Origin of the sequence: Allobosea sp. BE125, from assembly GCF_031456075.1 — a bacterium.
GTDB lineage: Bacteria > Pseudomonadota > Alphaproteobacteria > Rhizobiales > Beijerinckiaceae > Allobosea.
The window spans coordinates 432,105-455,917 of the sequence record NZ_JAVDTY010000004.1 but is presented as its reverse complement, the minus strand read 5'-3'; the positions used below and the strand labels follow the sequence as shown (position 1 = coordinate 455,917).

At 67.0% G+C, this 23,813-nt stretch carries 17 protein-coding genes; 10 read left to right on the top strand and 7 right to left on the bottom strand.

The window, feature by feature from the left end; all coding sequences use genetic code 11:
• Nucleotides 1–24 precede the first annotated feature (24 nt).
• Both J2Y55_RS12875 and J2Y55_RS12870 read right to left on the bottom strand, forming a co-directional pair.
• Entirely contained in the window at nucleotides 25–1,683 is a 1,659-nt protein-coding gene (locus tag J2Y55_RS12875) for a SulP family inorganic anion transporter (RefSeq protein ID WP_310153284.1), read from the bottom strand.
• Nucleotides 1,684–1,751: 68 nt separating this feature from the next.
• Nucleotides 1,752–2,750: an asparaginase gene (locus J2Y55_RS12870; protein ID WP_310153281.1), complete on the bottom strand. Its 999-nt coding sequence runs from the start codon at nucleotides 2,748–2,750 to the stop codon at nucleotides 1,752–1,754.
• Between the two features lie 185 nt (nucleotides 2,751–2,935).
• Between J2Y55_RS12870 and J2Y55_RS12865 the strand changes: the two genes are divergently transcribed.
• Together J2Y55_RS12865 and J2Y55_RS12860 are read left to right on the top strand one after the other, a co-directional pair.
• Nucleotides 2,936–3,775, top strand: coding sequence for an alpha/beta hydrolase (locus J2Y55_RS12865; protein ID WP_310153279.1), 840 nt, complete (start codon nucleotides 2,936–2,938; stop codon nucleotides 3,773–3,775).
• Between the two features lie 218 nt (nucleotides 3,776–3,993).
• Entirely contained in the window at nucleotides 3,994–4,230 is a 237-nt protein-coding gene (locus J2Y55_RS12860) for an Lrp/AsnC ligand binding domain-containing protein (RefSeq protein ID WP_069690405.1), read from the top strand.
• Nucleotides 4,231–4,262: 32 nt separating this feature from the next.
• Here J2Y55_RS12860 and J2Y55_RS12855 read toward each other — a convergent pair whose 3' ends face one another.
• Genes J2Y55_RS12855 through J2Y55_RS12845 form a run of 3 tightly spaced genes read right to left on the bottom strand, consistent with a single transcriptional unit; the run spans nucleotide 4,263 to nucleotide 6,927 of the window.
• A complete protein-coding gene (locus tag J2Y55_RS12855; RefSeq protein ID WP_310153273.1) occupies nucleotides 4,263–4,649 on the bottom strand; it encodes an LCCL domain-containing protein in 387 nt (128 codons plus the stop codon).
• On the bottom strand, nucleotides 4,646–5,905 hold the full coding sequence (locus J2Y55_RS12850; protein ID WP_310153270.1) for a vWA domain-containing protein: 1,260 nt from the start codon (nucleotides 5,903–5,905) through the stop codon (nucleotides 4,646–4,648). Before J2Y55_RS12850 ends, J2Y55_RS12855 begins: the two co-directional genes overlap by 4 nt.
• Nucleotides 5,902–6,927 carry an AAA family ATPase gene (locus tag J2Y55_RS12845; protein ID WP_310153267.1) on the bottom strand — a complete coding sequence of 342 codons (1,026 nt, stop codon included), beginning with the start codon at nucleotides 6,925–6,927 and terminating at the stop codon, nucleotides 5,902–5,904. The genes J2Y55_RS12850 and J2Y55_RS12845 overlap by 4 nt, the downstream gene beginning before the upstream one ends.
• Nucleotides 6,928–7,255: 328 nt before the next feature.
• Here J2Y55_RS12845 and J2Y55_RS12840 point away from each other — a divergent pair, with 328 nt between their 5' ends.
• From J2Y55_RS12840 to J2Y55_RS12820, 5 genes are all read left to right on the top strand, one after another.
• The gene (locus tag J2Y55_RS12840) at nucleotides 7,256–9,559 is read left to right on the top strand and encodes an NADP-dependent malic enzyme (RefSeq protein ID WP_310153264.1); all 2,304 of its coding nucleotides are present in this window, start codon (nucleotides 7,256–7,258) and stop codon (nucleotides 9,557–9,559) included.
• Between the two features lie 252 nt (nucleotides 9,560–9,811).
• Nucleotides 9,812–11,413 carry a peptide ABC transporter substrate-binding protein gene (locus J2Y55_RS12835; protein ID WP_310153263.1) on the top strand — a complete coding sequence of 534 codons (1,602 nt, stop codon included), beginning with the start codon at nucleotides 9,812–9,814 and terminating at the stop codon, nucleotides 11,411–11,413.
• Between the two features lie 149 nt (nucleotides 11,414–11,562).
• Nucleotides 11,563–12,483, top strand: a complete 921-nt coding sequence (locus tag J2Y55_RS12830; protein ID WP_310153259.1) for an ABC transporter permease subunit — start codon at nucleotides 11,563–11,565, stop codon at nucleotides 12,481–12,483.
• Between the two features lie 46 nt (nucleotides 12,484–12,529).
• On the top strand, nucleotides 12,530–13,651 hold the full coding sequence (locus J2Y55_RS12825; protein ID WP_310153256.1) for an ABC transporter permease subunit: 1,122 nt from the start codon (nucleotides 12,530–12,532) through the stop codon (nucleotides 13,649–13,651).
• Nucleotide 13,652: 1 nt separating this feature from the next.
• A complete protein-coding gene (locus J2Y55_RS12820; protein ID WP_310153253.1) occupies nucleotides 13,653–15,269 on the top strand; it encodes an ABC transporter ATP-binding protein in 1,617 nt (538 codons plus the stop codon).
• Between the two features lie 358 nt (nucleotides 15,270–15,627).
• Here the strand turns inward: J2Y55_RS12820 and J2Y55_RS12815 are convergent, their stop codons facing one another.
• Nucleotides 15,628–16,614, bottom strand: a complete 987-nt coding sequence (locus tag J2Y55_RS12815) for a D-2-hydroxyacid dehydrogenase family protein (protein WP_310153250.1) — start codon at nucleotides 16,612–16,614, stop codon at nucleotides 15,628–15,630.
• A 171-nt stretch (nucleotides 16,615–16,785) separates the two neighbouring features.
• Here J2Y55_RS12815 and J2Y55_RS12810 point away from each other — a divergent pair, with 171 nt between their 5' ends.
• Nucleotides 16,786–17,643 carry a D-amino-acid transaminase gene (locus J2Y55_RS12810; protein ID WP_310153246.1) on the top strand — a complete coding sequence of 286 codons (858 nt, stop codon included), beginning with the start codon at nucleotides 16,786–16,788 and terminating at the stop codon, nucleotides 17,641–17,643.
• A 272-nt stretch (nucleotides 17,644–17,915) separates the two neighbouring features.
• Here J2Y55_RS12810 and guaD read toward each other — a convergent pair whose 3' ends face one another.
• On the bottom strand, nucleotides 17,916–19,229 hold the full coding sequence (guaD, locus tag J2Y55_RS12805; RefSeq protein ID WP_310153243.1) for a guanine deaminase: 1,314 nt from the start codon (nucleotides 19,227–19,229) through the stop codon (nucleotides 17,916–17,918).
• A 380-nt stretch (nucleotides 19,230–19,609) separates the two neighbouring features.
• On the opposite strand from guaD, the gene J2Y55_RS12800 reads away from it, so the two are divergent.
• A complete protein-coding gene (locus tag J2Y55_RS12800; protein ID WP_310153240.1) occupies nucleotides 19,610–21,211 on the top strand; it encodes a xanthine dehydrogenase small subunit in 1,602 nt (533 codons plus the stop codon).
• Complete coding sequence (gene xdhB / locus J2Y55_RS12795; RefSeq protein WP_310153238.1) at nucleotides 21,204–23,570, top strand: xanthine dehydrogenase molybdopterin binding subunit; 2,367 nt, start codon at nucleotides 21,204–21,206, stop codon at nucleotides 23,568–23,570. Before J2Y55_RS12800 ends, xdhB begins: the two co-directional genes overlap by 8 nt.
• The last annotated feature ends 243 nt before the right edge of the window (nucleotides 23,571–23,813 follow it).

The following is a 23,813-nucleotide window of genomic DNA, read 5'->3' as shown; positions in this document are numbered from 1 at the left end:
GCGCAACGAAATACCGCCAGAACATCAGGAGCCAGCGCCGGGTCGCAGCGCCCCGACGGCCTCGTCGACGCTGTGGAAGAGATGGTCCTGGCCGATCGCGGCGACGACGCCGAATTGCTGCAGGGCCTGACGGGCCCGCACCGATTCGACGCGGGCGATCGCGAAGGCGATGCCCCGGTCGCGGCAGACACCGGCCACGGCCAGGAGAGACTGGGCGGCGGTGTAGTCGATCGCGGCAATGCCGCCCGCCTCAAGGACGAGGAGCGCCGGGCGCTGGCGTTCGAGCAGGTCCAGCATGCCGTGCTGGAAGCTCTGCGCATTGGCAAAGAGCAGCGGCGCCTGGAAGGCGACGACGAGCACATCGGGCACCGGCTCGGTCTCGCCGCCCTCGCCCGGCGGCCACCAGATCGTCGTTCCCGCGATCTTGCTGAACGCGATCGGCTGGCTGCGCGTCGTCATCCAGACGCCGTGGATCAATGACAGCCCGACGCCGATGGCAACACCGGTCTCGATCGGTAGCAGGATGATCGCAAGCGCCGTAAACACGATCAGGGCGAACTCAGCCGGCGCCTGCCGCGCTATGGTCAGGATCGTGCCGAGCCGGAAGATCCGCTGGGCGACGAAGAGCAGGACGCCCGCCAGTGCCGCCTCGGGCACATGGGCGAGCAGCGCGCCTCCGACCAACGCCAAAACGAGCACCAGGGCCGCGGCCGTCAGCGCGCCAAGCTGGCTGCCGCCGCCGCTTTCGACCACGACCGCGGTGCGCGGCGGGCTCGCATTGACGGGAAAGGCGCCCGCCAGCCCGGCGAGCAGATTGGCGGCTCCCAGGCCGAGGAAGTCGCGGCCGACATTGGCCTCCCGCCCGTCGCGATCGCGGAAGGAGCGGCTGACGGTCGCCGTCTGCATCATGACGACCAGGCTGATGATCAGCGCCAGCGGCAGGAGCTGCCGGAAATCCTCCCAGCCCAGATCCGGGCTGAAGCGCGGCGGCAACCCCTCGGGCAGGACGCCGAGGACCGCGACGCCACGCGCCTCCAACCCGAACAGCATCACCGCCAGCGTCGCCAGCCCGAGCGCGATCAGCGCGCCCGGCAGCTGCGCCGCGATGCGCTCGCAGGCCAGCATGATCGCCAGCACGGACAAGCCGATCGCCGTCGACCAGGGATTGATCGCGCCTCTTTGCGCGTAGATCTCCTGGACCTGCGAGACGAGCTTGTGGCTGCCCCCGGGAAGGCCGAACAGGCCGGGCAATTGCGACACCAGGATATGGATCGAGACGCCGGCCAGGAAGCCGGTGATGACGGGCGTCGACAGCAGATCCGCGATCCAGCCGAGCCTGAACACGCCGCTGAGCAGCAGCAGCACGCCGACCAGGACAGCCAGCGTCGGCGCGGTCTGGCTCAGATTGCCGCCGCTGGCGGCGAGTATGGCGAGCCCCCCGGCGAAGATCGGCGTGATCGTCGAATCCGCCCCGACGGTGAGGACGCGGCTGGCGCCGAAGAGGGCGAAGCCCAGCGTCGCCGCCACGAAAGCAAAGAAGCCGATCTGCGGCTCGAAGCCGCCGAGACGCGCTGTCGCCATCTGCTCGGGAATGGTGATCGCCGCCAGCGTCAGCCCGGCGACGATGTCGCGGCCGAGCCCATGAGAGCCTTGTGCGAAAAAGTGGGTACCGGTTCTTCGCATGGGCCATGCACCGTGATCAGGCGGCGAGGATCGTCCCCATCAGGCGGGATGGCAATCCGCTGCGTCGCTCAGAGGCCTGCCGCCCTCACCCGCCCGACTTCGATGCCGTTCCAGTTCTTCAGCACGCTCTCGCGCAGCGGCGCGAAGGCTGACGCCTCGACCTCGTTCAAGGGAAGGAAGCGCGCGATCAGCGCCGCCATGACGACCTCGGCCGCCCGGCCCGCGCCATCATCGCATTTCAGCGCGATGCCATAGCCGAGCTCGGGCAGCGCGCCGCAATAGACGCCTTCCGCCCCCGTCTTGATGAAGGCGCGCTCGCGCAACTGCTCCATCGCGCGGGTGTCGAAGCGCCCGGTTCCGGCCACCATGAAGGGATGGGCCGCCACCGCCTTGCGGATGCGGGCCGCCGCCTTGGCGCGCTCCGGGCCAAGGCCATGGCCAGTGCCGAGACGGGCGAAGCCGAGCGCCAGCGCCTTCAGCGGCACGGCGTAGGAGGGGATCGAGCAGCCATCGGTGCCCATCCGGTCGCTGCTATGTGCTGCGCCGGTGACGTCTTCCAGCGCCCCGCGCACAGCCTGCTGCACGGCATGGCCAGCCCCTACATAGCCAGCCGGATCCTCGTCCAGCCCGCAGGCGAGGCAGACGAAGCCGGCATGCTTGCCCGAGCAGTTGTTGTTCAGCGCGCTCGGCTCGGCGCCGGCCTTGGCGATGGCGCGGGCGGCGGCCTCGTTCATCGGCCAATGCGCGCCGCATTCCAGGCAGCCGGCATCGCGCCCAGCTTTCTTGAGCATGGCAAGCGAGGTCTCGGCATGGAGCGGCTCGCCGGAATGGGAGGCGACGGCGAGCGCGATCTCCGGCTCGCTCAGGCCGTAGCGGTCGGCCGCGCCGCTCTCGAACAGGGGCAGCGCCTGGATCGCCTTGACGGCCGAGCGCGGAAACACCGGCCGCTCGACATCGCCGGCCGAGAAGACCACGCCGCCATCGGCATCGACCACGATCAGCGCGCCGCGATGGCGCGACTCGACGGTGTTTCCGCGGGTGACCTCGGCGAGAACGGGATTTTCCATGGCAGGCTCCGATATCCGACAGGCCACTATGCGACAGGATCATGCAGCCGGCGCGTGGCCTTGTGGCGTTTGGCGCTCGACCTGTCAAAAGCGATGGCGCAGATTGGCACGGCCTGCGATGAAAGCGGCGCTCGCCCGCAACGATCCGGGCTGCAATCAGGAACCGGGAAGCCTTCGAGCCGCTGATGCCAGAGACCGCAACCTCGCCGGACTACGAGACCGAATACAACAACCGCGCCCGCGTGCCCGAGCATCCCGGCATCATCGCCGGCTGGGCCAGCGACGCTGCGGCCTATCGCGAGGGCGCCGTCTGCGAACTCGGCGTGTCCTATGGCGAAAGCGCGCGCCAGTATTACGACCTGTTCAAGCCCCAGGCCGTGCGCGGCAACGCCATCGTCATGTTCATCCATGGCGGCTACTGGCAGGCGCTCGATCCGCGCTTCTTCTCGCATATGGCGCGTGGGCTGAACCAGCTCGGCGTGCCGGTCGCCGTCACGGGCTATGATCTCTGCCCGCAGGTCGAGCTCGGTCACATCGTCTGGGAGATGCAGCAGGCGGCCGCCGCGCTGTGGCGGCGTTTCAACCTGCCGGTCGTCGCGGCCGGCCATTCCGCCGGCGGGCATCTCTCAGCCTGCCTGCTCGCAACCGACTGGAAAAATGTCGATCCCGACCTGCCGGAAAAGCTCGTGCCGGCTGCCTATGGCATCTCCGGCCTCTACAATCTGAAGCCATTGACCGAGACCAGCATCAACGGCGCCCTGAACCTCGACATGGCAGCCGCCGAGCGCGAAAGCCCGCTCTTCTGGCCGGCGCCGTCGCCGCTCCTGATGGATGCCGTCGTCGGCGGGGCCGAGAGCGAGGAATATCTCAAGCAGAGCCGCCGCATCGTCGATGTCTGGGGCATCGAGGGCGTGCAGACCCGCTATGGGGAGATCACTGGGGCCAACCATTTTACGGTGCTCGCCGACCTCACCGATCCGACAAGCGCGATGAGCCGCAGGCTGGCCGAACTCGCCGGCGCTTGATCTGACCATGCCGGACGCTCTATCCAGGAGTTGAGCGTCTGTTTCGACGCCTCCAGCCCTCATCCTGAGGAGCCGCGAAGCGGCGTCTCGAAGGATGCTCCAGATGGTTCGGGAGCCTCCTGGAGCATCCTTCGAGACGCGCTCCTGCGGAGCGCTCCTCAGGATGAGGGCTGAGGGTTATTTCCACATAAGCCTCTGATGAGTTGCGGAGCCCCACGATGCAGACCTTCTTCGTCGAGATCAAATGCAAGCTCGGCAAGACCTATGCGGTCGCCAGCGAGCTCGCCGACCGCGAGATCGCCTCGGAGATCTACTCGACCGCCGGCAATTACGACATCCTGGCGAAATTCCATGTCGCGGCCGATGTCGATATCGGCCACTTCATCGCCCAGAAGGTGCAGTCGATCCCCGAAATCTCGGACACGCACACGATCATTACCTTCAAGGCGTTTTGAGCGGCCGCGCCTGCTCGCCCGCCGCCCCCCGTTCAGATCGCCGAGAGCTGCCAGGCATATTGATAGCTGCCATATTCGGTGCTGGTCACGCCGTTGCGTTCGGTGCCCGGAAACGTCTCCGGCGGCGTCACCACCGTGACCCGGAAGACGCCGGTCTTGCCGGGCTTCAGCAGCCCCATATGCACGGCGGCAGCTCCAAGCGCCGAATCGCCGCTATAGATGTCGGTGCCCCAGAGCTGGCCCTCGACCACGCCGGTGATGCGGAAATAATAGACCGCGCCGATTTTTTCGCAGAGGCCGTGCATGTTCGGCGGCGCCTCGGAGGCGACGGAGTTCTGGTCGAGTAGCTTCTTGAGCTGCCGGCGCGACAGCTTTCCGCGCCGGTCGAAATAGGCGATCAGGTCCTGGACGACTTTCATGACATGTCTCCCGGCTGCAGGGTGATGACCCGCCCATAGGGCGGCTGGAAGGTCGCGGAGGGTTTCGGCAGCACCCAGAGCACCGCATAGGGAACGGGCTCGGTCGGGTAGGAGATGTCGCCATCGGTGATGACGACCGCGGCGGTCACGCGCCCATCTTCAGTCAGGGCCGCGAGCGCCGGCGTCAGGTCGCTGCCGCCATAGCCTGAGATCTCGTAAGCCGCGAGCCCGCCAGGCGAGAGGATCTCGTCGGAGGTCACGACCGTGTCGCACTGGACGACGCGGATCTCGTCGACGCCGGCCATATCGCAGAAATCGGCGATGGCGCCGAGCACGAGCGGGATCTCGTCTCCCATCGAGGCGCTGGTGTCGAGGATGACGTTGAGCATCCAGGAATGGCGCTTGCGGCCCGGCATCACGAGATCGGTGCGGTCGTTGCCGCGCCGCGAGGCGCGGGTGAAGCTGCGCTCGCCCGGTGCTGCGCCTTCGAGCCAGGTCTGGAGCGCGACATGCCAGGGCGTGCTGTAGAGGCCGCGCTGCGCCTGGATGGTCTGCTGCGTGGCGCCCGGCCCCTCGCCGCGCCCGCGCATCGCGCCCATCGCCTTGGCGAGCACCATGCCGCGCCCTGCGAGATCGCGGATCGCCCGGCTGCGCTCGGCCTGGTCGGTCGTATCCTCGGGGAAAAGCTCGCGCTCGCGCCTGGCATCGAGCGCATCGCCCATCGTGCCGTCAGGCGCCTGCCGCGCAGCTCCGAGCACCTGCTCGACGGTCGCGACCTGCCCCTCCCAAACCTGCGTGCGGGAGGACATGAAATGACTGCTGCGGCGCATGTCGAGGACGATCTCCTCGGCCGATTTCTCGCGCGCGCCCGCCATGTCGAGCCCGCCCGCCGGGATCGTCACCGTGCCCAACGCATGCCGCAGCATGTCGTTGATGATGTAGTCATGGGCGTAGTTGAACTCGATCGCGGCGCTGCCGCGCGCCCGGTCATGGGTGCGCAGTGCGAGATGCAGGAGCTCATGGGCGAGCACGAAGACGAGATCGTCAGCCGAGAGCCGCGCGGTGAAGGACGGGTTCACCAGCATCCGGCCGGAGGCGAAGACGCCCATCGTCGGCACGCGCGCATCGATCTCGACGCGCACCGCTGCCGCGAGGCCAGCGAGATGCGGGAACGGGGCCGTCACCAGCCGCAAGCCCTTCGCGATCCGCGCGCGGGTGGCGCGTTCGTCGAGAGACCTCCCCGGAGCCTCGCTCATGTCGCGGCGACCTTGCGCAGGAGGTCGTACATGGCGCGGTCGGCCCCGAGCCCGCCCCATGTCTCGACCATGTCGTTGAGCAGGAGGAGCTGATGCTCGCTGGAGAGGGCGCGCAGGAAGCGGTTGATGACGGGCGGCCTGATGCCCTGCGCGCGGCCGTCGCGGACGAACTGGCGGATGCAGTCGAGTATGAACCAGCGCGCGGAATCGCCCTTGGGCAGGAGCTCCGGCTTGCGCAGATACTCCTCCAGCGGTCGCACGGCGCCGATCGAATCCTCCGCCAGCGCGCAGAACACCACTGCGTCCTCCGGCGAGAGCCGCCCGAAGGCCAGCGCCCGGCGCGTCTCGTTGCTGAGCAGGCCGGCCTTCTGGGCCATGTCGAGCGCGCGCGACAGCAGCGCCCAGGCGCGCGGCGTCGAAAACGGCGTCGGCTCGGCCGGCACCGGGCGCATCAGCGCGTCGGGAATCGTCGCGATGAAGCTTCGGATCTCGGCCCGGACGCCGGCGCGCTGCGCCCAGGCGAGCCATTCCGCGACATCGACCCGCAATTGCAGGATGGTGACGCGGTTGACCAGGGCCGAGCTCATCGCCCGCACCAGAGCGCGGTCCTGCAGGCGGTTGCCCGCCGCGACGACCCAGGTGCCCTTCGGCAATGCGTGCTCGCCGAGCCGGCGTTCGAGCAGGAGCGAGTAGAACGCCTTCTGGACGTCGGGCGAGCAGGCCGGCAATTCATCGAGGAACAGGCAGAACGGTTCGGGCTTCTCCGGCAGCAGGACGCGCGGCGGGCAGAAGACCGAGCGTTCGCCGACGATGCGCGGAATGCCGCTCACATCCTCGGGAGCGATCTGCGTGCCGAGCAGCGAGCGGCAGGGCAGGCCCGCCTCGCGCGCCGCCTCATAAACCAGCTCGGACTTGCCCAAGCCCGGGGCGGAGAGCAGCAGAAAGCTCTGCTCATGAGCCATGCACTGGATCAGTTGCTTGGCCTGACGCAGCGTGACGACTTCGTCGAACGCTGATCGCATTGCATCCATCATCCCCTCCCAGGAATAGCCGGCCAATGACCGAGCGCCGGGCATGTGGGAACGATAGGTCAGCACCGCCATCGCGCTCCAAGAGCATTATTTTTTCGCGATGTTGGCCTCGTTAAGCAGCCATTCATGCTGGGCTGGCGGCGGGCTTCTACGCTGCATTCGCAGGTGGGCTCGCAAGTGGACACGCAGCTGGGCCCGGTGCCGAATTCGAAGAATTTGCCTCAGCGCGAACCCTTCATCTTCTGCCCGCGCTTGACGCCGCCGCTTTTCCGCGCGACCCCGTTGGCTCGGGTTGACGGCGATACGAAGGAAGCTGGGGATGGCCAAGAGTACCTTGTCGGCGGATATGCGCTCGGGCGCGCTCGTCTACCATCGCAGCCCACGCCCCGGTAAGATCGAAATCCAGGCGACCAAGCCGCTCGGCAACCAGCGCGACCTCGCGCTGGCCTATTCGCCCGGCGTGGCTGCCGCCTGCGAGGCGATCGTCGACGATCCCAGCCAGGCCGCCGAACTGACCTCGCGCCAGAACCTCGTCGCCGTCATCACCAACGGCACCGCCGTGCTCGGCCTCGGCGACATCGGGCCGCTCGCCTCCAAGCCGGTGATGGAGGGCAAGGCGGTCCTGTTCAAGAAATTCGCCGGGATCGACTGCTTCGACATCGAGGTCGAGCAGAAGAACATCGAGAAATTCGTCGAGGTCGTCGCAGCGCTGGAACCGACCTTCGGCGGCATCAATCTCGAGGACATCAAGGGTCCCGAATGCTTCGAGATCGAGGAGCAGCTCAAGGCCCGGATGCAGATCCCGGTCTTCCATGACGACCAGCACGGCACGGCGATCATCGTCAGCGCGGCGGTCCTGAACGGGCTCGATCTCTCCGGCAAGCATATCGGCGAGGTCAAGATCGTCGTCTCCGGCGCGGGCGCCGCCGCGCTCGCCTGCCTCAACCTGCTGGTCGAGCTCGGCGCCCAGCGCAAAAATATCTGGGTCACCGATCTTGAAGGCGTGGTCCATAAGGGCCGCAACACGCTGATGGACCGCTGGAAGGAGGTCTATGCGCAGGAAACCGACGCCCGCACGCTGGCCGAGGTCATCGGTGGCGCCGACATCTTCCTCGGCCTCTCCGCCGCCGGCGTGCTCAAGCCCGAGATGGCCAAGCAGATGGCCAACAAGCCGCTGATCCTGGCGCTCGCCAACCCCAACCCCGAGATCACGCCGGAGGACGCGCTCGCCGTGCGCCCGGACGCGATGATCTGCACCGGGCGCTCGGACTATCCGAACCAGGTCAACAACGTCCTGTGCTTTCCCTATATCTTCCGCGGCGCACTCGACGTGCAGGCGACGACGATCAACGAGGCGATGAAGCTCGCGGCCGTGCGCGCCATCGCGGCGCTTGCCCGCGAGGCGACCTCGGACATCGCGGCGCGCGCCTATGGCGGCGAGGCCTCGACCTTTGGCGCGACCTCGCTGATCCCCAACCCCTTCGATCCGCGCCTGATCCTGCGCATCGCGCCGGCCGTCGCCGAGGCCGCGATGGCGACCGGCGTCGCGCGCAAGCCGCTCGAGGATGTCGAGGCCTATCGCGAGGACCTGTCGCGCTTCGTCTTCCGTTCCGGCTTCATCATGAAACCGCTCTTCGCCCAGGCGAAGGCCGACCCCAAGCGCGTGATCTATGCCGAGGGCGAGGATGAGCGCGTGCTGCGCGCCGCCCAAGTCGCGCTCGAGGAAGGGCTCGCGATCCCGATCCTGATCGGCCGCCCGAGCGTGATCGAGACGCGCATCGAGCGCTTCGGCCTCTCGATCAAGCCCGGCCGGGATTTCGAACTGATCAATCCGGAGGACGATCCGCGCTATCGCGACTATGTCCAGACCTATCTCGACATCGCCGGCCGGCGCGGCATCACGCCCGATGCCGCCCGCTCGCTGGTGCGCACCAACAACACGGTCATCGCGGCGCTCGCCGTGGCGCGCGGCGAGGCCGACGCCATGATCGCCGGGCTCGAGGGGCGCTATCTCTCGCGGCTGCGGCACATCAAGGACATCATCGGCCTGCAGCCCGGCGTCTGCGACATCTCGGCGATGACCTTGATCATCACCAACAAGGGCGCCTTCTTCCTGGCCGACACTCATGTGAAGGCCGACCCGACCGCCGAGGAGATCGCCGACATGACGGTGCTCGCGGCGAGCCATGTCACGCGCTTCGGCATCGAGCCCAAGATCGCCTTGCTCTCGCATTCGGATTTCGGCGCCGCCGACACGCCCTCCTCGCTCAAGATGCGCAAGGCGCTCGGCCTGATCCGCGAGCGTGCGCCGGAGCTGGAATGCGATGGCGAGATGGAGGCCGATACCGCGCTCGTCGCCATGGTGCGCGAGCGCGTGCTGCCCTCCTCGCGGCTGAAAGGCGTCGCCAACGTCCTGATCTTCCCCAATCTCGACGCCGCCAACATCGCCTATCAATTCGCCAAGGTGCTGGCGGATGCGCTGCCCGTGGGACCGATCCTGATCGGCGCGGCCAAGCCCGCCCATATCCTCACCGGCTCGGTGACGGCGCGGGGCGTCGTCAACATGACGGCGCTGGCGGTGGTCGAGGCTCAGGAACGGGCGGCAGCGGCAGTGGCTGGCTAGACGCGTCATTGCGAGCGCAGCGAAGCAATCCAGGGGCCGTCGAGCGAGACCTCCTGGATTGCTTCGTCGCTCACGCTCCTCGCAATGACGGGTCTTCGCTTCGCATAGCCGCGGAATGACGGCGGTGGCTCCAATGCAAACCATCGGACGCCAGGGCCTGTTTTTCCGCCTTGGCAGGCGCTGAAAGCCGGGCTCTACTTCTCCCACGATGCCTGTGCGCCGCAGAGTCGGCCACCGCCAGGGGAGGCTTCCATGTTCGACGTCACGCGCCGCGCCGCGCCCTTCCTGCTTGCCGCAGCTCTCGCCATCTCCGGCGCGGCGACGGCTGCGGCCCAGGTGGTCTTCCACCGCGGCAATGACGGCGACCCCGAGACGCTCGACGCCCACAAGACCTCGACGGTCACCGAAGCGCATCTGCTGCGCGACCTCTCCGAGGGGCTGGTCATCCACAGCATGAAGGGCGAGGTCGTGCCCGGCGTCGCCGAGAGCTGGACGATGTCGCCGGACGGCAAGACCTATCTCTTCAAGCTGCGCAGCACTGCGAAATGGTCGAATGGCGACCCGGTCACCGCGTCCGACTTCGTGTTCTCGCTGCGGCGGATGGTGAACCCTGAGACCGGGGCGAAGTACGCCAATATTCTCTACCCCATCCTCAACGCCGAGAAGATCAACAAGGCGGCTGCCGACACCAAGCTGGACGATCTCGGCGTGAAGGCAATCGACGAGCGCACACTCGAACTCAAGCTGGAGCGGCCGACGCCCTATCTCCTGGAACTGCTGACGCATCAGAGCGGGCTGCCGGTCCATCCAGCCTCTGTCGCGAAGTTCGGCAAGGATTTCGTCAAGCCGGAGAACTGGGTCTCGAACGGCGCCTATGTGCTGAAGGAGTTCGTGCCCAACTCCCATATCCGGCTCGACAAGAACAAGGCCTTCCACGACGCCGCCAACGTCAAGATCGACACGGTGATCTATTACCCCTCCTCGGATCTGGCCGCCGCCGCGCGCCGCTTCCAGGCCGGCGAGTTGCACCTGACCACCGACATCCCGGCCGACCAGATCAAGCAATTGCGCGAGAAGCTCGGCGACCAGGTCAAGGTCGGGCCGTATCTCGGCACCTATTTCCTGATCATCAACAGCGCCAAGAAGCCCTTCGACGATGTCCGCGTGCGCCGGGCGCTGTCATTGGTGATCGACCGCGAATTCATCGCCGACGAGATCTGGAGCGGTACGATGCTGCCGGCCTATGGCGTGATCCCGCCCAATATCGGCAATTACGGCGAGCGCGCCGAGGCCGACTTCAAGAACGCCTCGCCGCTCGACCGCGAGGACGAGGCCAAGAAGCTCCTCGCGGCCGCCGGCTTCGGCCCCGGCGTGCCGCTGAAAGTCCAGCTGCGCTACAACACCACCGACAACAACCGCCGCACCATGATCGCCATCGCCGAGCAGTGGAAGGCGATCGGCGTCGAGACCTCCTTCATCAACACTGACGGCAAGACGCATTTCGCCTTCCTGCGCGACGGCGGCGATTTCGACGTCGCCCGCTATGGCTGGATCGGCGACTATTCCGACCCGCAGAACTTCCTCTTCCTGTTCCAGAGCGACAATACCGGCTTCAATTCGGGCAAATACGACAACCCGACCTTCGACAAGCTGATGAAGACCGCCGCCGACGAGGTCGATCTCGTCAAGCGCGCAGCGATCCTGCGCGAGGCCGACGCGATCCTGGCCGCCGACGTGCCCTGGATCCCGATCCTGTATTATTCGACCAAGAACCTGGTCTCGCCCAAGCTGGTCGGCTTCGAGCAGAACCTGCGCGGGGCGATCCCGACGCGGTTCCTGAGCCTGAAGCCCTAGAACGGCCGTTGTCACCGGAACCACGCCGTCATCCCGGACGCAGCGAAGCGGAGATCCGGGATCCATCGTAGAGTTCATCGCCCTTCGATGGATCCCGGGTCGACCTGCGGTCGCCCGGGATGACGCCGAGGGTTCCATGAAGGACCTGAATGCTCCCTTTCCTCCTGCGCCGCCTCGCGACCGCGATCCCGACGCTCTTCGTCGTGGTGACGCTGTCGTTCTTCCTGATGCGCGTCGCGCCCGGCGGGCCGTTCGATCTCGAACGGCCATTGGAGGCCAAGGTGATGGAGAACCTGCAGCGCATCTACCAGCTCGACCAGCCGCTCTATCGCCAGTACCTGACCTATCTCGGCGCGCTGCTGCGCGGCGATTTCGGCCCGTCCTTCTATTTCCGCGATTTCTCGATCGGCGAATTATTCGCGCAGGGCTTGCCCGTCTCGATGCGCCTCGGCGCCTGCGCGCTGACGCTCGCCCTGCTGATCGGCGGGCCGCTGGGAGCGCTTGCCGCCTTCCGCCAGAACGGCAATGCCGACCATGCGGTGATGGGCTTCGCCGCGGCCGGCATCACCATCCCCAATTTCGTGGTCGCACCGGTGCTGCAGATCGTCTTCGGGCTGACGCTCGCCTGGCTGCCGGTCGGCGGCTGGAATGGCGGGGCCTTGCGCAACATCATCCTGCCGGTCGTCACGCTCGCATTGCCGCAGATCGCGGTGATTGCGCGGATGACGCGGGCGGCCATGATCGAGACCCTGCGCGCCAACCATATCCGCACCTTGCGCGCTCAGGGGCTCGACGGTTCGACGGTCGCGCTGCATGCGCTGCGGGCCTCGGCCCTGCCGGTCGTCTCCTATCTCGGCCCGGCGGCTGCGGCGCTTCTCACCGGCTCGGTCGTGGTCGAGACGATCTTCGGCATTCCCGGCATCGGGCGCTATTTCGTCGAGGGCGCGCTCAACCGCGACTACACGCTGGTGATGGGCACGGTCGTCGTCATCGCCGTCTTCGTGCTCGTCTTCAACCTCGCGGTCGACCTGCTCTACGCCCTGCTCGACCCCCGCGTCAGGTTGGATTGAGCATGGCGCGCTTTTCCAATCCGGGTCGGCTCCAGGGCGAGCGCCGATGAGCGAGCTGTCGCTCGGCCCTCTGCCCACGATCGGCCGCTCGCTCTGGCAGGATGCGCGCAACCGCCTGATGCGCAACCGCGCGGCGGTCGCGAGTCTGATCGTGCTGGGGCTGATGGCGCTGGCCTGCATCGCCGGCCCCTGGCTCACCGGCCACCCTTACGACCGGGTCTATCCCGACTATGTCCGCGTGCCGGCCAGCCTGGAGAGCTATCCCAAGGCGGATGCGATCCCAGCCGCCGCGCAGCGCATCGCCGCCCGCATCCGCGCGACGCCGGGCGATGTCGCGGTCGCGGGTGAGAGCTTGCTGATGACGCTGACTTCGCCGCGCCCGATCGACCAGCGCCTGCTGGTCTATTTCGACCGCTCCGACCAGTTCGGCACGCCCCGGATCACGGCGAATGAGCAGGATGGCCGCCGGCTTGCCCTGGAGGTCCCGCTCAAGCGGCAGCGCTTCCTGTTCGGCACCGATGCGAATGGCCGCGACCTCCTGACCCGCACCCTGATCGCGGGACGCGTCTCGCTCGCCATCGGCCTGCTCGCAACCGGCGTCGCGCTGATCATCGGCGTGCTCTACGGCGCAACCGCCGGCTATCTCGGCGGGCGCATCGACATGCTGATGATGCGCGTGGTCGATGTGCTCTACGCCCTGCCCTTCATCTTCTTCGTCATCCTGCTGGTGGTGTTCTTCGGCCGGAACTTCATCCTGATGTTCCTGGCGGTGGGCGCGATCGAATGGCTCGACATGGCCCGGATCGTCCGGGGCCAGACGCTCTCGCTCAAGCGGCAGGAATATGTGCTGGCGGCCGAGGCGCTCGGCGTCACCACGGGCGGCATCATCTGGCGCCACATCATCCCCAACACGCTCGGCCCCGTGATCGTCTATGTCACGCTGCTGGTGCCCAAGGTCATCCTGCTGGAGAGCTTCCTGTCCTTCCTGGGGCTTGGCGTGCAGGAGCCGATGACGAGCTGGGGCGTGCTGATCTCGGACGGCGCGCGCGCCATCCAGGGCGCCTGGTGGATGCTGGTCTTCCCCGCGGCCTTCCTGGTGACGACGCTGTTTGCGCTCAACTTCCTCGGCGACGGTCTGCGCGACGCGCTCGACCCAAGGGATCGCTAGGATGACGCCGGACGATCCCATCCTTTCGATCCGCGATCTCCATGTCCGCTTCCGCTGCAATGACGGCATGGTCGAGGCTGTGCGCGGCGTCGATCTCGATGTCGGCGCCGGCGAATTCATCGCGATCGTCGGCGAATCCGGCTCCGGCAAGAGCCAGAGCGTCATGGCCGCCATGGGCCTGCTCGCCGGGAATGGCGAGGCGACGGGCTCGATCCGCTATCGCGGCGCGGAACTGCTCGGCCTCAAGGCCGCCGCGCTCAACGCCTATCGCGGCCGCAAGCTCGCGATGATCTTCCAGGAACCGATGACCTCGCTCGATCCGCTGTTCCGGATCGGCGCGCAGATCGCCGCGCCCCTGCGCAAGCATCAGGGCCTGTCGCGCAAGGCGGCGCGCGCCAGGGCGCTCGAACTGCTCGAACTGGTCAGGATGCCGCGGCCCGAGGCCAGGCTCTCATCCTACCCGCACGAGCTCTCCGGCGGCCAGCGCCAGCGCGTGATGATCGCGATGGCGCTCGCCAACGATCCCGACATCCTGATCGCCGACGAGCCGACGACGGCGCTGGACGTCACCATCGAGGCGGAGATCCTGGCGCTGATCGCGGAACTCCGCCAGCGGCTCGGCATGGCCGTGATCCTGATCACCCATGACCTCGGCCTCGTGCGCCAGCATGCCGAGCGCGTCTATGTGATGAAGGCAGGCGAGGTCGTCGAGAGCGGGACGAAACGGCAGATCATCAGCGCGCCGACGCATCCCTATACCCGGATGCTGCTCGCCGCCGAGCCGGAAGGCCGCAAGGCGCCGCCACCGGACGACGCGCCCATCCTGCTCGCGGCGCGGGACCTGCGCGTCAGCTATGACCTGTCACGCGGCTATGATCTGTTACGAGGCTTCCTGCGTCGCGAGACCGCCCTGCTCCATGCCGTGGACGGCGTCGACCTGACGCTGCGGCGCGGCCAGACCATCGGCATCGTCGGCGAATCCGGCTCCGGCAAGTCGACGCTCGGCAAGGCGGTGCTGAAGCTCGTACCCTCCTCCGGCACGGTCCGCTTCGAGGATCGCGCCCTCGAGCCCCTCGACCGCGCCGCGATGCGGCCCTTGCGCAGCAGCCTCCAAGTCGTCTTCCAGGACCCGTTCGGCTCGCTCTCGCCGCGGCTGACGGTCGGCGAGATCGTCAGCGAGGGGCTGCGCGTGCATGCGCCCCATCTCGCGCGCGCCGAGCGCGACCTGCGCGCCGCGCAGGCCCTGGCCGAGGTCTCGCTCGAGCCCGCCTTGCGCAACCGCTACCCGCATGAATTCTCAGGCGGCCAGCGCCAGCGCATCGCGATCGCCCGCGCCATGATCCTGCACCCCAAGCTCGTCGTGCTGGACGAGCCGACCTCGGCGCTCGACCGCACCGTGCAGAAGAGCATCGTCGCGCTGCTCAAGGACATGCAGGCCCGGCACGCCCTCTCCTATCTCTTCATCAGCCACGACCTCGCCGTGGTCCGCGCCATGGCGGACTGGATCATGGTGATGAAGGACGGCCGCGTCGTCGAAAGCGGGCCGACGGAGGCGATCTTCGAGGCGCCGCAGGCGGATTATACGCGCCGCCTGATCGCGGCTTCGATCAAGGCTTGAGCGGAGACACCGGCCGAAACAGCCATGCCGTCATTCCGGGGTGATCCGAAGGATCGAGCCCGGAACCCGGAACCGATGCCGCTGCTTGAGAGATCTGCTTGAGATTTCCCACAGCCCTCATCCTGAGGAGCCGCACAGCGGCGTCTCGAAGGATGCTCCAGATGGTTCTGGAGCATCCTTCGAGACGCCATTCCCAACGGAATGGCTCCTCAGGATGAGGGCTCGCGGGGTTTCCACCCCCCCCCTCTAAAAAGGCGCGGGTCGCTGGCTCGCCTCACGAGAACACGCATCGGTTCTGGGTTCCGGGCCCATGGCTGCGCGATGTCCCGGAATGACGGTGCGGCAGCGCCGAAAACGCTCAGGAACGCCCGACCACCTCCGGATTCATCACCCGGCTCGGCTTGCCGTCGAGGAAGGCGAGCGCGTTCTCGATGCTCTCGCCATAGTACTCCGCCAGGACCGGCGCGGCGGAATAGCCCTGATGCGGCGTCAGCACGACATTGGGCAGGCCCCGCAGCGGGTGCTCGCGCGGCAGCGGCTCCTGATCGTAGACGTCGAGCGCGGCACGGATCGCGCCCTTGCGCAGATGCTCGAGCAAGGCGCCCTCATCGACAAGCGGGCCGCGCGCCGTGTTCACGAGGCAGGCGCCGCGCTTCATCGCGGCAAGCTCGGCCTCACCGACGATGCCGCGCGTGCGCTCGGACAGGACGAGATGCAGCGAGACCACATCCGAGGTCGCGAACAATTCATCCTTCCCGACATAGGCTACGCCTGCGGCTGCGGCAGCCTCAGTGGTCAGGTTCTGGCTCCAGGCGACGACCTCCATGTCGAAGGCCTTGGCATAGCGCGCCACGCGCTGGCCGAGCTTGCCGAGACCGACGATGCCGAGCCGCTTGCCGGCGACGACATCGCCCAGCGGCAGGCCCTCATGCCAGCCGCCGGCCCGCATGCTCGCATCGGCCTGCGGCAGGCTGCGGGCATTGGCGAGGATCAGCGCGAAGGCGAGTTCGGCGGTTGCCGCGCCGACATGTTTTCCGCCGGTGTTGCTGACGATCACGCCGGCCGCGGTGCAGGCGGCGAGATCGAGCGTCTGGGCGCGTCCGCCCGTCAACGCCAGCAGCCTGAGCTTCGGCAAGCGGCCGATCAAGGAGGCGCCGAAGACCGTGCGCTCGCGCGTCGGGATGATGATCTCGGCGTCGACCAGCGCAGCCGCGACCGCCTCCTCGCTGGCGAAAGCCTCGCTCAGGAAGCGGACTTCCGCCCGGGCTTCCAGCCCGGACCAATCGGCGCATTGCCGGGCGACATGCTGGCTGTCGTCGAGGACGATGACGAGGGGACGGTTCATGCGGACTTCCTTCAATTCAGCTCGGCCGGCTCAGCTTCAGCGCATCCTATTCTCGCGGCGCGGGCACAGTGTTGCGCGCCGCGCTGATCCGCAAGCCGGCTTTTGTGGCTCGCCTCGCTTGAAAGGCTCGGCTAGGAAGGAGCGTCATTCCCCGATCCAAGAGTCTGCCCCATGAGCCGCATCGTCTACGTCAATGGCGAATACCTTCCCGAGGAAGACGCGAAGATCTCGGTCTTCGATCGCGGCTTCATCTTCGCCGACGGCATCTACGAGGTCTCGGCCGTGCTCGGCGGCAAGCTCGTCGATTGCGAGGCGCATCTGGCCCGGCTCGAACGCTCCTGCGGCGAGATCAACCTGCCCCTGCCCTGGTCGCGCGCCGAATTGGTCGCGATCCATGAGGAAATGATCAAGCGCAACGCCCTCGACGAGGGCGGCGTCTATCTGCAGGTCACGCGCGGCGCCGCCGATCGCGACTTCCCCTTCCCCAAGGACGCCAAGCCGACGCTGGTGCTGTTCACCCAGGCCCGCAACTATGTGAATGCGCCGACCGTGAAGACCGGCATCAAGGTCGTGACCTTCCCCGATCTGCGCTGGGAGCGGCGCGACATCAAGAGCGTCGGCCTGCTCGGCCAGGTGCTCGCCAAGCAATATGCCGCCGAACAGGGCGCCAATGACGCCTGGCTGGTCGAGGACGGCGTCGTCACCGAGGGCGCCTCGGCGACCGCCTGGATCGTCAAGGGCAAGACGCTGATCTCGCGGCCTTTGTCCAACAAGGTGCTGCCCGGCATCACGCGCAAGGCTGTGCTCGCCTTCCTGGCCGAGACCGACTTCACCTTCGAGGAGCGGACCTTCACCCTTGAGGAGGCGCTCGACGCCGAGGAGGCCTTCATCACCTCCGCGACGGCCTTCGTCATGCCGGTGACCACGCTCGACGGCCACACCATCCATAACGGCGCACCGGGCCCGACGACGCTGCGCCTGCGCGAGATCTATGTCGATTTCGCCAGGAAGGGCGGCGTTCTGGGGTGAAAAACACCGCGGGGAACCCCTCTCCCTTCTCCCCTCGCGGGAGAAGGTGGATCGGCGAAGCCGAGACGGATGAGGGGGCGCTCGACGATTACCGTCTTGCCTCGTAACGCTAACCGGAAAGGGTACGGCGCCCCCTCATCCGGCGCTGCGCGCCACCTTCTCCCGCGAGGGGAGAAGGGAAGAAGCGCTTTTCCTCGCCTGGTCGCGGGCTTGCCTGGGTTGGCATGAATCATGATCCAAGCCGGAAGCATCCGACTTGGATTGGAGAGGCGTCACGTCGGCGCCACCCGCTCCCCCATCACATAGGTCGCCGCGACATTGCGCTCGTCGCCGAGCGTGACCAGCACGAAGAGCTCCTCAGTAAGATCGCGCGCCGTCTCCAGACGATGCGCCATCGCCCGCGTCGCAGCGGGATCGAGCACCACGACATCCGCCTCATGGCCTGGTTCCAGCGAGCCGATGAGATGGTCGAGCTTGAGCGCAACCGCATTGCCGCGCGTGATCGCGTGCAGCGCAGCTAAAGCCTGGAGCGACTGCCCCTGCAATTGCAGTATCTTGTAGGCCTCCGACATGGTGCGCAGCATCGAATAGGAGGTGCCGCCGCCGATATCGGTCGCGACCGCGACAGGCACGCCTTCGCGCTTGGCACGCGCCCAGTCGAACAGCCCCGAGCCCAGGAAGAGGTTCGAGGTCGGGCAGAACACCGCGACCGCCCGGGCTTCAGCAAAAGCGCGCCATTCGCGCTTGGTCATGTGGATGCAATGGCCCATCAGGCTCCTGGGGCCGAGCAGGCCGTATTGCTCGTAGACGCCGGCATAGTCGGGCGCATCCGGGAACAATTCGCGGGTGAAGGCGATCTCACCCTGGTTCTCGTTGATATGGGTCTGGACATGGCAGTCGGGGTGCTCCGCCGCCAACCGCCCCGCCGCCGCCAATTGTTCGGGCGTCGAGGTGATCGCGAAGCGCGGCGTGATGGCATAAAGCTGCCGGCCCTTGCCGTGCCAGCGCGCGATCAGCGCCTTGGAATCGGCATAGCTGCTCCCGGCGGTATCGGTCAGGGCATCGGGCGCATTGCGGTCCATCATCACCTTGCCGGCGACCATGCGGGTGTTGCGGCGCTCGGATTCCAGGAACAGCGCTTCAACCGATTGCGGGTGGACCGAGCAATAGACCACCGCCGTCGTGGTGCCGTTCGCGAGCACCTCATCGAGGAAGAAGCGGGCGAGCTTTTCGGGATGACCCTGCTGCCCGCATTTCTGCTCCTCGACGAAGGTGTATTTGTTGAGCCACTCCATCAATTGCGCGCCATAGGAGGCGATCACCTGCGTCTGCGGCATGTGCAGATGGGCATCGATGAAGCCCGGCATGATCAGATGCGGGCGGTGGTCGATGATCTCAGCCCCGGCCGGCAGCGTCGGCAACAGCACGGCGGCCTCGCCCACGGCCGCGATCATGCCGCCGGAGATGACCAGCAACCCGTCTTCGACATAGCGATGGGCGGCGTCGCCGACGGTCTCGGGATCGCCGACGAACCAGAGCAGGCGGCCGCGCAGCGCCCGGATGGCTTTCATTTCGGTCACAGGCATAGGGCGTGTCGTCAGTTATGGTTTCGGGTTGGATGGGAGCGATTTTGGTCGAGTGGAAGGAGAATGAGGCCGCAAGCCTTTCGGCTTGCTACGATATTCGACGCAGCAATCGACCAAAAGCGCCCCGCCGCTTCGCGGTGAGGTGAAAGATGACAGGCTGCAGCGTCGCATCGCTTGCCAATACAAATGTATTGGGCTGCGCAATGCTCCTCCCATCCGGGCATTTTTGACCTCATCCAACTCCAAACCATAACTGACGACACGCCCTAAGGCTTCGGCTCAAATTCAGGTCATATCTGCACCAAATCAAAGCTTTCGGCCAAGCAGCGATCATGCCTAATCTGAGGGCATGATTTGGGTTTGCGAGGGATGCGGGCAGAATGCGTGAGACGCTGCGCTTCCTCCTCGGCGACAAGCTGGTCGAAATCGCGTCCTGCGATCCGACGCTGACCGTGCTCGACTGGCTGCGCCTCGACCAGCGCCTGACCGGCAGCAAGGAAGGCTGCGCCGAGGGCGATTGCGGCGCCTGCACCGTGGTGGTCGGGCGGCTCGACCGGGGCGCATTGCGCTATGAGGCGATCAACGCCTGCATCCGCTTCCTGCCGACGCTGGACGGCTGCCAATTGCTCACCGTGGAGCATCTGAAGGGCGCCGACGGCGCGCTCCACCCGGTCCAGCAGGCGCTGGTCGAGTGCCATGGCTCGCAATGCGGCTTCTGCACGCCGGGCTTCGTGATGTCGCTGTTCGCGCTCTGGCTGAACGAGGATGCGCCGAGTGTGACACGCATCGAGGACGCGCTGGCAGGGAACCTGTGCCGCTGTACCGGCTATGAGCCGATCATCGCCGCGGCGCAGCGCATGTATGGGCCAGACCAGCGTTCGCAGGACCGTTTCGCGGGGGACCGGCCGCGGATCGCAAGCAAGCTCGCTGCGCTCCATGACGATGCGACGCTGGCGCTTGGCAATGGGGATAGCCGCTTCTACGCGCCGGCCAGCATCGACGCCCTCACTGAGCTCATGCACGCCCAGCCTGATGCGACGCTGGTCGCCGGCGCGACCGATGTCGGGCTCTGGGTGACCAAGGGCATGCGGCGGCTCTCCCCCGTCATCTCGCTCGGCCGGATCGAGGCGCTGGGCGACATCGCGGATGAGGGCGATCATCTGCGCATCGGCGCGATGGTCAATCATGTCGATCTCCGCAAGGCGCTGGCCGGGCTCTCGCCGCAGCTCGACGAATTGATGCGGCGCTTCGGCGGCGAGCAGGTCCGCAACGCCGGCACGATCGGCGGCAACATCGCCAATGGCTCGCCGATCGGCGACCTGCCGCCGGCGCTGATCGCGCTCGATGCGCGGCTGGTGCTGGCACGCAGTCCTTCCCTCAGCCCTCATCCTGAGGAGCCGCGCAGCGGCGTCTCGAAGGATGGTTCAGAGGGCGCTGGAACATCCTTCGAGACGCGGGCTACGCCCGCTCCTCAGGATGAGGGCTCAGGGGGAATCAGCCGCAGAACCATTCCTCTCGAAGACTTCTTCCTCGACTACCGCAAGCAGGATCGCCAGCCCGGTGAATTCGTCGAGGCGGTCCTGGTGCCGAAGCTGCCGACAGACGCGCTCTTCCACGTCTCCAAGATCTCGAAACGCTTCGACGAGGACATCTCGGCCCTCTGCGGCGCCTTCTATCTGCAGCGCGACGCCGCCGGCCGGATCAGCAAAGCCCGTCTCGCCTATGGCGGCATGGCCGGCATTCCCAAGCGGGCGAAGGCCGCGGAGGCAGCGCTGACGGGGCGCATATGGGACGAGATGGCTGTCACTGATGCCATCGCCGCTTTGGCGAGCGATTTCCAGCCGCTCACCGACATGCGCGCTTCGGCGCGATACCGCCTCAAGGTCGCGGGCAATCTGCTGCGGCGTTTCCTGATCGAGACAACGCAAACCGGGACAGCCACACGCGTCGCCGGGCTCTTGGCGGAGGCCGACCATGGCTGACGCCCGCAAGCGGCTCGATCCCGAAAGCACGACAGGGCCGGCCGGCACCGCACGGCCGCATGATTCCGCCATCAAGCATGTCGCCGGCGAGGCTGTTTATATCGACGACATCCCGGAACCGGCCGGCCTCGCCCATGCCTGCCTCGGCCTGAGCGAGATCGCCCATGGCCGGCTGGTCGCGCTCGATCTGGAGCTCGTCAGCGCCGCGCCCGGTGTGCTCTGCGTGCTGACGGCTCAGGATATTCCGGGCCAGAACGACATCTCCTCGACGCATCGCCATGACGAGCCGGTCTTCGCGACGGAGATGGTGCTGCATCACGGCCAGCCGCTTTTCGCGGTCATCGCCGAAACGCGCGACCAGGCGCGTCGCGCGGCCCTGCTCGCCAGGGCGGAATATCAGGAGACCGCGCCGCTCATCGATGTCGCCGCCGCCCGCGCCGCCGGCGGGGAGCTCGTCACCGACCCGCTCAAGCTCGAACGCGGCGATGTCGCAGGCGCGCTGGCCGCGAGCCCGCGCCGCCTGAAGGGCTCGATGGCGATCGGCGGCCAGGATCATTTCTACCTGGAAAGCCAGATCGCGCTCGCCATTCCCGGCGAGGACGAGGACATGTTCGTCGCCTCCTCGACGCAGCACCCCAGCGAAGTCCAGCACATGGTCGCGCAGGTGCTCGGCGTCGGCTCGCATGCGGTCACCGTCGAGATCCGGCGCATGGGCGGTGGCTTTGGCGGCAAGGAAACGCAGGCCAATCTCTTCGCCTGCGTCGCGGCGCTTGCCGCCCGCAAGCTCGGGCGGCCGGTGAAGCTCAGGCCCGACCGCGACGACGACATGGTCATCACCGGCAAGCGCCATGATTTCGTCTGCGATTACGAGATCGGCTTCGATGATGACGGCCATATCCTGGCGGTCGACACGGTCTATGCCGCGCGCTGCGGCTGGAACGCGGATCTGTCGGGCCCGGTGACCGACCGGGCGCTGTTCCACATGGATAATTGCTATTTCTACCCGGCGGTGCGCGCCCGCTCCGAGCCCTTGCGCACCAACACGGTCTCGAACACCGCCTTCCGCGGCTTTGGCGGGCCGCAAGGCATGGTCGGGGCCGAGCGCTTCATCGAGGAGGTGGCCTTCGCGACCGGGCTCGACCCGCTGGAGGTGCGCCGGCGCAATCTCTATGGCGGCAGTTCCTCCAGTAAAGGGCCTGGCCGGGACGTCACGCCCTATCACCAGACCGTCGAGGACATGATCGGCGGCGAGGTCATCGCGGAGCTCGAACGCCGCTGCGACTACAAGGCCCGGCAGGAGGCGGTCCGCGCCTTCAATGCGGCAAGCCCGGTCATCAAGCGCGGCATGGCGCTGACGCCGGTCAAATTCGGCATCTCCTTCACCGCGACCTGGTACAATCAGGCCGGCGCGCTGGTGCATGTCTATACTGACGGCACGGTCATGCTGAACCATGGCGGCACCGAAATGGGCCAGGGGCTGCATGTGAAGGTCGCCCAGGTCGTGGGCCAGGCCTTCGGCATCGGGCTGGACCAGATCAAGATCACCGCCACGACGACCGGCAAAGTGCCCAACACCTCCGCCACCGCCGCCTCCTCGGGCTCGGATCTCAACGGCATGGCTGCGCTCGACGCCTGCGAGACGATCAAGGCGCGGTTGACCGCCTTCGCGGCAAGGCACTGGCAGGAGGAGCCCGAGGCGATCGCGTTCCTGCCCGGCCGCGTGAGGATCGGCGCGCGCGAAATCGCTTTCGTGGAGCTCATCCAGGCCGCCTATATGGCCCGCGTCCAGCTCTCCGCCACCGGCTTCTACGCAACGCCAAAGATCCATTGGGACCGCAAGGCGGGACGCGGCCATCCGTTCTATTACTTCGCCTATGGCGCAGCCGCTGCCGAAGTCGCGATCGACACGCTGACCGGCGAATACAAGGTCGAGCGGGTCGACATCCTGCATGATTGCGGGACGTCGCTGAACCCGGCGATCGATAAGGGCCAGATCGAGGGCGGCTTCATCCAGGGCATGGGCTGGCTCACCACCGAGGAACTGGTCTGGGACGAAAAGGGCCGGCTCAAGACCCATGCGCCCTCGACCTACAAGATCCCCGTGGCGTCGGACCGGCCGCGCATCTTCAATGTCGACTTGCTGGAGAACGCGCCCAATCGCGAGCCGACGATCCACCGCTCCAAGGCGGTGGGCGAGCCGCCGCTGATGCTGGCGATCTCGGTGCTGCACGCGCTCTCCGACGCGGTGGCGAGCATAGGCGGGCATCGTGTCTGCCCGAGGCTCGATGCGCCGGCAACGCCGGAGCGGGTGCTGGACGCGGTGGAGCGGGTCAAGGCGGAGGTGGGAGGCATGTCATGAGCCAAAGCGCGCCGCTTTGCCAAGAGAAGCGCGGGGAACCCTCTCCCGTAGGGAGAGGGCAGGGTGAGGGGTCGGCCGTTGGACACTTTGGCTGCAACATCACGGCAGCGTCCCACCGAAGTCAGCAGATTACTGGTCCAGGGGCCTACACCTCACCCCTGCCCCTCTCACTGAACTCGGGCCTGCCCGAGTTCAGCACTTCAGAGTGTCGAAGTCGGGTAAACCCGACTTCGATGCAGGAGA

Coding starts and splice junctions, on each gene's coding strand:
- J2Y55_RS12855 (WP_310153273.1), bottom strand. CDS start 4,649: ATGAAAGTCGTCCAGGACCTGATCGCCTATTTCGACCGGCGCGGAAAG.
- xdhB (WP_310153238.1), top strand. CDS start 21,204: ATGGCTGACGCCCGCAAGCGGCTCGATCCCGAAAGCACGACAGGGCCG.
- J2Y55_RS12865 (WP_310153279.1), top strand. CDS start 2,936: ATGCCAGAGACCGCAACCTCGCCGGACTACGAGACCGAATACAACAAC.
- J2Y55_RS12810 (WP_310153246.1), top strand. CDS start 16,786: ATGAGCCGCATCGTCTACGTCAATGGCGAATACCTTCCCGAGGAAGAC.
- J2Y55_RS12815 (WP_310153250.1), bottom strand. CDS start 16,614: ATGAACCGTCCCCTCGTCATCGTCCTCGACGACAGCCAGCATGTCGCC.
- J2Y55_RS12875 (WP_310153284.1), bottom strand. CDS start 1,683: ATGCGAAGAACCGGTACCCACTTTTTCGCACAAGGCTCTCATGGGCTC.
- J2Y55_RS12800 (WP_310153240.1), top strand. CDS start 19,610: ATGCGTGAGACGCTGCGCTTCCTCCTCGGCGACAAGCTGGTCGAAATC.
- J2Y55_RS12850 (WP_310153270.1), bottom strand. CDS start 5,905: ATGAGCGAGGCTCCGGGGAGGTCTCTCGACGAACGCGCCACCCGCGCG.
- J2Y55_RS12870 (WP_310153281.1), bottom strand. CDS start 2,750: ATGGAAAATCCCGTTCTCGCCGAGGTCACCCGCGGAAACACCGTCGAG.
- J2Y55_RS12860 (WP_069690405.1), top strand. CDS start 3,994: ATGCAGACCTTCTTCGTCGAGATCAAATGCAAGCTCGGCAAGACCTAT.
- J2Y55_RS12835 (WP_310153263.1), top strand. CDS start 9,812: ATGTTCGACGTCACGCGCCGCGCCGCGCCCTTCCTGCTTGCCGCAGCT.
- J2Y55_RS12845 (WP_310153267.1), bottom strand. CDS start 6,927: ATGCGATCAGCGTTCGACGAAGTCGTCACGCTGCGTCAGGCCAAGCAA.
- J2Y55_RS12840 (WP_310153264.1), top strand. CDS start 7,256: ATGGCCAAGAGTACCTTGTCGGCGGATATGCGCTCGGGCGCGCTCGTC.
- guaD (WP_310153243.1), bottom strand. CDS start 19,229: ATGCCTGTGACCGAAATGAAAGCCATCCGGGCGCTGCGCGGCCGCCTG.
- J2Y55_RS12820 (WP_310153253.1), top strand. CDS start 13,653: ATGACGCCGGACGATCCCATCCTTTCGATCCGCGATCTCCATGTCCGC.
- J2Y55_RS12830 (WP_310153259.1), top strand. CDS start 11,563: ATGCTCCCTTTCCTCCTGCGCCGCCTCGCGACCGCGATCCCGACGCTC.
- J2Y55_RS12825 (WP_310153256.1), top strand. CDS start 12,530: ATGAGCGAGCTGTCGCTCGGCCCTCTGCCCACGATCGGCCGCTCGCTC.